The sequence below is a fragment of the Aporhodopirellula aestuarii genome, from assembly GCF_023701485.1.
GTDB lineage: Bacteria > Planctomycetota > Planctomycetia > Pirellulales > Pirellulaceae > Rhodopirellula > Rhodopirellula aestuarii.
In genome coordinates, this window is sequence record NZ_JAMQBK010000107.1 from 1 (window position 1) to 10210 (window position 10210).

The following is a 10210-nucleotide window of genomic DNA, read 5'->3' on the forward strand; positions in this document are numbered from 1 at the left end:
TACCGAATCACTTCTATGTACCAGCTTAACAAGCTCGAAGACCGCCAAGGGCTAACGTGATGCGAGCGGTTGCAGCCTAAATTGAAAACGGTACTTCCCTGAACGTGGCACGTATTGCGGAAGGGTGTGGGAGAGCGTTCCGCCCAGGCCGAGTTGCAACAGATCGATGTTGAGGGTGTAAAAGCCTTGGGGCGTCAAATCATATGGATGCTTGGCATCGGCGATGTTTTCAGCATCGTAGGGCCAGACCGAAAAACTAAAGGTCGGCATGCCAACGATACGCAGTCCTGACTCGTGATTCGACGTCGTCAACGTTGCCCAGCGAGTGTCGGTGCGATTGCCATTTTCCTGTGGCATCGCATAGTTGTGAAACATGGACCGAGTCGGCACGCCATATTCGCCGACTAAGGCAGACCGTTGACGATCGTCGTAGTTTTCCCAAGGGCCGCGTCCGTAATACGTCGTCTGCTCGTACTCCGATGAAACTCCTGTGGTCATTCCAAAACGGATCAGATTCGGCAGTGACTCATCGGCATCGAGGTCCATGTTGACGACCAAATTGCCGTCGCTGAAAAGCGTGTAGCGTGTGACCAAACGAATTTGATTTTGGAAACTTTGCGTGACTACGATTTGTCTCGCGGAATTTGAGACGGTTTTCACCTCCACCGATTCGGTCTTCATTTTCCAAGGCAAATCCTTCCACGTTTGCTGCGACTTGCGGAAGTCACCCGAACTCGCGGCCTTCGAATCGTTGTCGGTAGGCGGGCGTGAGAAGTTGGGACGCATCGGAGTGACCAACTGCTCAACACCATCGAACCGATACGATGTCAGAAATCCGGTTGCTTTCGAAACACTTGCCGAAAACGTCTGACCTGCGAGAGTGACTTCTTCGGCCGTTTCGCGGACCTCGAGGGTTCCGTTAGACGTTGAAACGTGCTCGCTCGGTTCAGTCCCCTTTTTCAACAGAATCTGATCCGCGGCGACTTCAAACCCTGCTTCGCACCACGGGCGATCCGATGTCTCGTGCACGCTTAAACGCAGCCAATACTCAGGCCCTTCCTCGACGGCAATTCCTGTGTGCGGGATCGAGATCACTTGTGAAGTCGCGGCCGAAATTTGCTGGGGTGGAAGGTTGCCGGAATCAAGTTCGGTTCCGTTTTTAAGAATCGCCCAACGGATTTGGTAATCACTCAAATTTGAAAACGCGAAACGATTCGTCACCTTGATATCGGGGAAACCGCTGTCGGATGGTTCGAACGCGACCGGTTGAAAGACATGCTTGCACTCCCAAGCGTGCGGGTTGGGAGTCCGATCGGAGGCAAACACGCCGTTCATGCAGAAGTTTCCATCGTTGGGGACGTCGCCGAAGTCGCCACCGTACGCGTAAAACGTTTGGCCGCTTTCGTGCGTCTTTTCGAGTCCCTGATCGATCATGTCCCAAATGAATCCGCCCATCAGGTTGGGGGCTGCTCGAATCTCGTCCCAGAATTCGCCGAGTCCCCCAATCGAATTTCCCATCGCGTGCAGATATTCACACATCACGATCGGCCGATCGATCTTGGGATTTTGTGACATATTGACTAGTTGGCTGAGGTCCGGATACATCCGGCTGACTACGTCCACATAATCGGAATCGTCCGGATTCGACATCGTTGGCCAACCTTGGGATTGGTACCCCACGCCGTTGCCTTCGACGTAGTCCGGATCGGTCGGGTCACCTTGGGCGCCTTCATAATGAATGAACCGCGATCGATCAAAATACTTGATCCACGCCGCAGCAGCGGCCATGATCGGGCCGGTTCCGGATTCGTTGCCGAGCGACCACGAAATCACGCAGGGGTGATTTTTATCACGCTCGACCATCCGATAGATACGACTCATGATCGCACCGCTCCACGACGGAGTGTTTGGGATGAAACCGCCGAGGTGATGGGTTTCGATGTTGGCTTCGTCCATCACGTAAATCCCGTACTCGTTACAGAGTTCGTAGAAGTACGGATCGTTGGGATAGTGCGACGTGCGGACGGCGTTGAAGTTGAACTTTTTCAACAGCGCGACATCGGTTTGCATGTCTTCGCGTGTAAGTGCTTTGCCACGCACGGGATGGTGATCGTGTCGGTTGACACCCATCAACTTGACCGGGACGCCGTTGATCAAGAGTTCCGCTTGATCACTCAACTCGATTTGCCGAAAACCGATTTTTTGGCTGCGGGCTTCGACGACGTTGTCTTGAGGATCGCGTACCGTAAAGACGAGGTGATACAAGTAGGGATCTTCCGACGACCATTTGCGTGGGTGGGTGATGTCGGCTTCCATAAAAGCGAATTTGGTGATGTCTCGCGCCGGCCAGCGTTCGTTGTAGACCTCGCTGACTGTTGTCGTCAGCGGAGTTGTCAGAACGGCTTGACGATCGGCGTCGAAGAGTTGCGCCGTGATCTTCCACCCGTCGAGTTGGTCGATGCCGTCGCCTACCCAAGCGCTGGGCCGAATCTGCAATTTCGCGTCTTTGAGATCGCTGTCCAACTTGGTGCGAACATGGAAATCATTCAATGCGATCTTGGGTTGAGCGAGCAACATGACCTCACGTTGGATGCCGCTCAGACGCCACATGTCTTGGTCTTCGAGATAGCTGCCGTCGGACCAACGAAACACCTGCACGGCGAGGCGGTTGGTTCCCGGTTTGACGTACTGAGTGATGTCAAATTCGGCTGCCAAACAGCTGTCTTGGCTGTACCCAACTTGCTGGCCGTTGACCCAGACATAAAACGCGGACGAAACTCCGCCGAAGTGCAAGATGATCGAATGCTCGCTCCAGTCCTCGGGGACCTCGAAGTCACGGAAGTAGCTACCGACCGGATTGTCGCGGTAGATCAAAGGTGGCCGTGGCGGTTGAGGGCCTTTCCAGTCGTATTTCAGCGTCTTATCGAAGATACGCGGCGTGAAGGGATAGGTGATATTCGTATAAATTGGCTGCCCGTGGCCTTGCAATTCCCAGTTAGAAGGTACGGGAATGTCATCCCATCCATCCCCAGCAAAATCTGCTGTCATGAACTCGGTCGGAAGTTCTTCAGAGCGGTCAACGTATTGGAACTTCCACGTTCCGTTGAGCGACCGCATGCGAGAAGGTTCGCGGTTGCCGTCTAATGCGTCGTCGACGCTGGCATACGAATACGTCGGCACTCGCGCGGCGAGTTTGTTTCGCTCGAATACTGTTTCCGACTCCCAATCGTTTTGAGCGAATGCCAGCGAGGAATGGAAAATAAACAGAACCGCTGTGAACAGATAGAGTTTCATTTCTTGGACGCGTTCTCGTTACGAAGTGGCGTTGAGTAGTCCGTTGTCTCTGACAATCTCTTGCTCGCACGACACCACGGTCGATCGCGTTGTATGCAACCGATTGGCCGGGAAAGCAGTTTGATAGTGAGGAAGTTTTTGATAGCCGTGTCGCGTGTTTTCGCTCGGCAATGATCACGCAACGGGCGTTGCCATTGTACACAGACGAGACAGGCGGCTTGGTGGTGGTGGACCAAATGCGACAATACGCATAGCAGGGCGCGAGCCTATACACTTTGCGATGGCTCGCAAACGCGAGTGATCTGAAACAACGTGTCGGGTGTTTCGAGTGCAGGATTTGTCGCGGGCGCGAAGACAAACGCAGCGAGGTATATGTGATCCCGAACTGAGTTCGACGATCGATTCCTGGCAGACTCTGTGTCTCGTTAACTCGTCACTTGCCAACCGAGTGACTCGCCGACTCGCGTTGCTGTCGTTGAGCTTTCGTTAGCCCCTGCGAAAAGTAGATCTCTGGTTTTAACCAAACGTGAGTGTTTTTCATCGCTGGATCGTCTACATCCAAACTCAAATCGCAATCGAACCGAGCTAGGATGCTGTGGCTTTTGGCCCACGTTCCCGGGTTGGTAAAGTGCGACAATCCCCAGCTGATCCCACGACCATTTCCGTTGGAATCAAACGCATCGGGAACGTGAGGTCCGGAAGCAATAGGAATCAACGAAGTCACTGCGGCGATTTGGAAATTGATTCCGTCGGGGGCGTACTGAATCGTATTGCTCTCATTTCCGTTCGTCGTCGCGAACGCGGCGATGCCTTCTTTGAATGGGAAGTAGGCCGTCTCGTGTCCCGAGTTCAAAAGCGGGTTGAGCGGGTGTTTGACAAAAGGCCCCGCGGGATCGTCTGCCATCGCCAAGCCGTTGGCGACCAAGTATTCGGGCCGATCGCCGAAGGCGGCTTTGTAATAAAGATAGATCTTGCCGTTATAGATGAGGGGATAGGGATCATGGATCGAAAACTGGTCCCATTCGCCCGGGGCCCCATTGGGAACGACGACGTCGCCGTGAACGGTCCATGGTCCATCGGGTGAATCCGCGTACGACATCGCGACCGGGCAATGATCGCCCTTCGTGCCGCTGGCTTCCATGAATCCTTGGTAGTAGAGGTAGTACTTTCCTTTCCACGCCAGCACATCGGGCGTCGCCACCGAACGCCATCCGACCTGTGGTTTGGGCGGGCGGGGCACCGCGACGCCCTGTTCTTTCCAAGTGAACCCGTCGTTGCTGGTTGCGTACCAGATCTCGCATAGATCCCAATCGGTTGAAGGGATCGTGTCAGTGCATTTGGCGGCACCTTGCGGCGGTGTGTCGGTGTCGCGTTTGGTGTACCACACGTAGTACTTGTCGTTGATACGGAGCACTTTGGAAGGGTCGCGACGCGAGATCGTTCCATCGCCATCGTGGTAGTCGAAACCTTCCAGTCGCGTGTACTTGAAACTCGAAAACAATTCGTTGTCTTCGGGACGTGGTGTGAGATAGTTCGTATACAACCGCTCCATCGCGGCGCTGAGCGGACGGTCAGGTTTCGATTGCGGAATGTCCCACGGGAAACCGCTTGGTTCGTCCGCGAAAGACACGCTGGGGGTCACGACAGACACGAGGACAAGCGTCGCGAACAAAAATCGATTGAGATTCGACATCGGACGGGGGCCGTTGGTGGGAGAATGTGGGGGAGTTGGAAGAACGCGACCTAGCTCAATCGGCCGATTCGCCCACTGCCGTGTGATTGATCACCCGCCGCGACGAAAAACGGCGGATGTGTTGGTAGTGCCACGTCTTGTACTCGTGTGTTAACCCCCAACGCAGAATTTCCGTCGGTTCCTTCTCCGTGTCGGCGGTGCGGTTCAATCCGATCGCGTGGGGAGCGTCTTTGATCACCGACATGATTTCGAAATTGATGCCGTCCGGCGCCCACTGGATCGTGTTCTTTTCAGGCCCGTCCGTTGTGATCAAGGAAGCGATGCCACCGTTATAGGGCCACACACAAACTTCGTGTCCGCTGTTGCTGATCGGGTTGTAGGGGCTCTTGATGTACGGGCCTTTCGGGGTGTCCGCGATCGCGACGCCGTGCCGGATTTGCCGCCCTCCGAACGTGATTGCTTCGCCCATTTGTTCACCTTTGTAGTACAAGTAAAACTTTCCGCGGTACGGAAGGATGCACGGGTCGTGAACCTTGTGGCTGTCGAAGTCCCCTTTCTTGATGACTTTGAATCGATTCTGTTCTTCGCCTTTCCAAACCCCGTTGTCCGCCGGACTGAGAATCGGTTCTTCGCTTTTGGTCCATGGACCGTCAGGAGATTCCGACCACGCCAATCCGACTTGGTTTTTAACCCGCACGTTGTACGGTGATTTGACGGTTTGGTAGCAGAGATAGAACATGCCATCGTGTTTCATGATTTCGCATGTGAAGACGGAGCGATCGTCGTACGCACCTTTGGGGCCTCTCGCGACCGCGAGTCCTTCTTCTTTCCATGTCCAACCATCGGTCGAGGTTGCGTACCAAAGGTCGCAGCGATCCCACGGAAATACTTTGTCGTTTTCAATGTCGCCACCAAACCCCTGAGTCGGTCCGGTGCCTCGCGTGTACCACACGTAATACTTCCCGTTCTCCTTGATGATGGCACTCGGGTCACGGCGGCAAACGCCTTCTTCGTAAGCGAGGTCTCCTTTGAGATCGTGTGTATCAAATTCTACGAACCACTCGTTGCCGATCTTTGGCCACTTGAGCGCCCGCTTCGAGGCCGCGCTCAATTTGTCCGGGTGGGTGATGCCCAAGAAGTCGATTTGCTCGGGTGTGGGGATCGGAGACTCTTGTGCCATGGTGGGAGCCGTTGCGAGGAAACAGGTTATCAGTACGATCCATTTCGTGGTCTGCATCGTTAATCTCGGAGGAGTCGTGGGGATTCGTGCGAGTGGCTTGGGCTCGATCAACCGCGAAGTACAACGAGCAGCCAAATCAACCGTTATTCAATGGGCTATTATTGTTAACAATCAACAAAGTAGCCATTGCGTGCCCCGTGTCAACTCCTTGAGGGGGTGATTCTTCCCAAATAGCGACGCGTGGGGGCTCGCACCGGGTAGGGCCCGCGCCGGGCATGACCCGGACAGGCCGAGATCGATCGGCTGGCCAAACGTAAGTCGACCGACCACGCCAACGATCGCACCCGCGGAGGAGCGGGTGTGGGAAATGGGCGTGCGAAAACTGGCGTGCCAGGGCCACCGGAAGACGCCGAGGAAATCACTCGGGGCGACGGACCCAGCAACGGACGTAGTCGACCGTCATCTCGGTGGGGAAACCTTTGCTGGTGCTCTCGCTCGGTACCGGGACTCTGCCGTCGACACCGGCCCAATCAATCAACGGTGGACGCAGTTCCATGGTCAACGTCACGCTCATCGGAAGGTGCCAATAGAGATTTTCCGCTTCGGCTACCTTCTTGCCATCGATGAACCACGTGATCTTTTCGGGAGTGTTTTCGCAGGCGTAGACGTGGAAGTCGTCACGTGGATCCCACGGCGCGTTCCAGTGGTGGCTGCAGACCTCGGGCAGATGTTGCGGGCGAATCCATTGCTCTCGGCCCGCTTCATCTAAGACTCGGGTGTGGAGGTTGCAGTCGATTCGATTGGGGCTACTTATCTGTTTCGTGGCCGTGTCCCACGTGCCTTGCAACATTTCCACGACGTCAATTTCACTGTAGGTAACGCGCGGGTATTTCGGATTTCGGTCTCGGCCGTTGCTGTATAGCCAGAACGCTGGACACAAACCCGGGAACCGGCTGCAACCTTTGATCCGAGCTTCGAAATATCCGTAAGTCGATTTGCGATGAGATTGCAGGATCCCCAGTTTGTAGAAGTACTGATTTCCGCGTTGGGTGTGGGGTTGATAGCGAGCCCGGATGCGTAGCGATCCGTCTCCTTGGATCAGGTTGTCCGGCGACCACGCGCGGTCTCCCCATGGCCGCATGTCAGTTATCCATTTATTGCGATCGATCGTGGCGGAGTCGAATTCGTCCGAGACGGTTTCGTCCAGGATCCATGACTTCGTCGGATCAGGGGCGATCAAAAATGGTTGTTTGCTCATCCCGGTTTTCGAACGGCTCGGTTGAGCATGCACGAGGTTGGCATTCAGAACGAACAGCGCACTCCATGCGGAAATAACGAGCGTAAGCGGATGGAGGAGGGACATGCGAGAACTCCGCGGTGGGTGGGGGGAGGAAGGGTTGGGAGTTGGGAGTTGGGAGTTGGGAGTTGGGAGTTGGGAGTTGGGAGTTGGGAGTTGGGAGTTGGGAGTTGGGAGTTGGGAGGGAGATTTTGTTTTGTTCTTCTGACCTGCTATTTGCGTTGGCCGTCGCTTGAAACGCTTCACTCTTGTACGTTGCTGTCGGCGTTTCTTGTCAGCCTTCGCGGATATCCGCTTTTTGACCCTCGCGGTATGTTCTAGGCCCTTGGACAGAGACCAAATCCAAGCAAAAGCGAAGTCTATAGGGGTTGTGTCGGCCCGGCAGTAATGTATGATGTTAACAATGTAGGGTTCTCTGGTGGGTTGTCCAGAGCTTTTCTCAATGTCGGGAGGCGTGCATGTCGTTGATTCCACAGACCGTGCGAGAGCAGGTCACCAATCAGATCAGAAATGATTTGCTGTCCGGTCGTTTCCCGGCCGGGACGATGCTCCGAGAAATCGAGTTGGCAGCGCGGTTTGGCGTGAGTCGCGGTCCTGTTCGCGATGCATTCATTCAACTCTCTCACGAAGGCTACCTCGCCTACCAAGCCAACCGTGGTGTGATGGTGCGTCATCCGCCCAATCCCAAAGACCGAGAATTCATTACGTCGGTGCGACTGCAGATCGAAACCTATGTGATCCAACGTGGATTCGATACCAAGTCGAAAGAATCCACGGCGGACGTTAAGCAGGCGTTGGAGCGTCTACACGAAGCATGCCAATCGGGTGAAGCGTCCCAAGTCGCAATCCGCGATATCGAATTCCACCAAAAGATCTTGGTCGCGTGCGGCGGAGAGGACATGGTGCCGACGTGGCGACAGCTTTGTTCCCGCATGTTATTGACGTACACACGATTAGGTGACTACGGACAAGCCTACAAAGAGCACGTCGCCATTTTCGAGCCGTTCCGAGATGGCAATTTGAAGAAAACACTCGCTGCCGTCCGCGCCAACATCAAATAAGCGAACCAGCAACCGGCGGTTTATCGTCTGACCACCGCGGTGATAGCAGGAACCATGCGGACGTCATCAAACACGCCGCGATGACGGTTCGAGTGAGTTTGCCAGATCGCAACCCCGGTTGTACGGTTGATGAACCCACGTGCCTTCGAATGCGAGTTCAGTTCGCGTCGATTGCTCAGATGGCTTCCTCGTCTATCTTCGACACGAGACGAACTTCTGGCTTTCCTCACCGTGAAATCCTCGTTTCAAGCAATCAAGCGTCGCCACCAGACACTTCGAATCGGTACGCGTTTCCAATCGTTTGCAATAGCTCGAACTTGCAGCGTTTAACGCACAACTTCACGCTCACTTCCCATGCACCCCGGCGGTGCAAATCATTTCACTTCTCCCCACCGCAACCGCATTCGGAGCCCACAAGATGCAAATCAGTCAATCGCCGTTTGGTGAATTCGATGGTCAACCCGTTGAGTTGTTCACGCTAGAAAACGACAACGGGATGGTCGTCAAAATCACCACGTATGGTGGTACCGTCACGTCGATCATGACTCCCGACAAAGACGGCAACGTTAGTGACATCGTGTGTGGCTTCGACACGCTCGAAGGATATTTTGCAGACGAGTACAAGGCGAACTCGCCTTACTTCGGCTGTATCGTGGGACGCTATGCGGCAAGAATCAAAGACGGCCAATTCACCGTCGATGGTCAACAACACCAAGTCGCGACCAACGATGGGCCGAACCATTTGCATGGTGGACTCCGTGGATTCGACAAACGAGTTTGGTCGGTTGCGGGGACGTCCGAAGACGAGGACAGCGTCAGCTTATCGCTGACACTCAAGAGCGAAGATGGCGACGAATCGTTTCCCGGCAACTTAAATGTCACTGTCCACTATCAGTTGACCAACGACAACGAGCTTCGAATCAAGTATGAAGCGGAGACGGATAAAGCGTCGCCGGTGTCGTTGACCAACCACACGTATTTCAACCTGAATGGTTTCAGCGACAAAATTCTCGATCACGTGTTGCAGCTCGGCAGCGATCGTTATTTGGTCCCGGACGAAACCAATGTTCCGGTCGGCGAGGAAGCAGCCGTCGAAGGAACGGCTACGGACTTTACCCAGCCGAAACGGATTGGGGATGCGTTCACCGAATTGCCGCTCGGGTTCGAACACTTTTACGCGTTCGATCATTCTGACGGTAAACTCGCAAAGGTGGCTGAGGTCAGCGAGCCGACCTCGGGGCGGAAGTTGGAGGTGATGACCACGGAGCCGGGGACGCTTTTCTACACCGGACGCTACACGTCAGACAATTTGCAGCGTGAAAGTGGAGCAAAGTTCGGCCAGTTTCGTGCCTTCTGTATCGAGACGTCGAAATACCCCAACGGACCAAATATCGAGGGCGCCCCTCGGTCAGTGCTTCGGCCGGGCGAAAAGTACAATGAAACGACTATCTACAAAATCAGTTGGGCTTAGTGCGACAGCACGACGTTTGGGCAATTGATTTGCCTGAGCTTCGTCGCCGGAGACGGTCCGTCGCGTCTGGATCGGTCGCTCTAATTACCACAAAGACCGTATTCGGGCTCTGTTTTCCGGACCGCACCAGAATGGCTCGACGTGGTCGTTGAATCCGTTTGATCGCAAGTTTCTTGGCATCGATACTTGCGGCCTAGCAGCGTGTTGATTTTCG

General features: G+C 54.7%; 6 protein-coding genes. 2 read left to right on the forward strand and 4 right to left on the reverse strand.

Features of this window, described 5'->3' with window-relative positions; translation table 11 throughout:
* Nucleotides 1–51: 51 nt before the first annotated feature.
* The 4 genes from NB063_RS30045 to NB063_RS30060 form a co-directional block, all read right to left on the reverse strand.
* Nucleotides 52–3294: a glycoside hydrolase family 2 TIM barrel-domain containing protein gene (locus NB063_RS30045; RefSeq protein ID WP_250933137.1), complete on the reverse strand. Its 3243-nt coding sequence runs from the start codon at nt 3292–3294 to the stop codon at nt 52–54.
* 433 nt (nt 3295–3727) lie between these two features.
* A complete protein-coding gene (locus NB063_RS30050) occupies nt 3728–4987 on the reverse strand; it encodes a glycoside hydrolase family 117 protein (protein ID WP_250933139.1) in 1260 nt (419 codons plus the stop codon).
* Nucleotides 4988–5042: 55 nt separating this feature from the next.
* Nucleotides 5043–6224 (reverse strand): glycoside hydrolase family 117 protein, encoded by a 1182-nt coding sequence (locus tag NB063_RS30055; RefSeq protein WP_250933142.1) that lies wholly within the window; start codon nt 6222–6224, stop codon nt 5043–5045.
* Between the two features lie 361 nt (nt 6225–6585).
* Nucleotides 6586–7425: a kappa-carrageenase gene (locus NB063_RS30060; protein WP_250933144.1), complete on the reverse strand. Its 840-nt coding sequence runs from the start codon at nt 7423–7425 to the stop codon at nt 6586–6588.
* A 497-nt stretch (nt 7426–7922) separates the two neighbouring features.
* Here NB063_RS30060 and NB063_RS30065 point away from each other — a divergent pair, with 497 nt between their 5' ends.
* Together NB063_RS30065 and NB063_RS30070 are read left to right on the forward strand one after the other, a co-directional pair.
* Entirely contained in the window at nt 7923–8525 is a 603-nt protein-coding gene (locus NB063_RS30065; RefSeq protein WP_250933146.1) for a GntR family transcriptional regulator, read from the forward strand.
* Nucleotides 8526–8943: 418 nt separating this feature from the next.
* On the forward strand, nt 8944–9996 hold the full coding sequence (locus NB063_RS30070) for an aldose epimerase family protein (RefSeq protein ID WP_250933147.1): 1053 nt from the start codon (nt 8944–8946) through the stop codon (nt 9994–9996).
* The last annotated feature ends 214 nt before the right edge of the window (nt 9997–10210 follow it).

What these genes read in the sequence shown, in the direction of transcription:
- NB063_RS30045 (WP_250933137.1), bottom strand. Translation starts at nt 3,294, where the DNA reads ATGAAACTCTATCTGTTCACAGCGGTTCTGTTTATTTTCCATTCCTCG.
- NB063_RS30065 (WP_250933146.1), top strand. Translation starts at nt 7,923, where the DNA reads ATGTCGTTGATTCCACAGACCGTGCGAGAGCAGGTCACCAATCAGATC.
- NB063_RS30070 (WP_250933147.1), top strand. Translation starts at nt 8,944, where the DNA reads ATGCAAATCAGTCAATCGCCGTTTGGTGAATTCGATGGTCAACCCGTT.
- NB063_RS30050 (WP_250933139.1), bottom strand. Translation starts at nt 4,987, where the DNA reads ATGTCGAATCTCAATCGATTTTTGTTCGCGACGCTTGTCCTCGTGTCT.
- NB063_RS30055 (WP_250933142.1), bottom strand. Translation starts at nt 6,224, where the DNA reads ATGCAGACCACGAAATGGATCGTACTGATAACCTGTTTCCTCGCAACG.
- NB063_RS30060 (WP_250933144.1), bottom strand. Translation starts at nt 7,425, where the DNA reads ATGAGCAAACAACCATTTTTGATCGCCCCTGATCCGACGAAGTCATGG.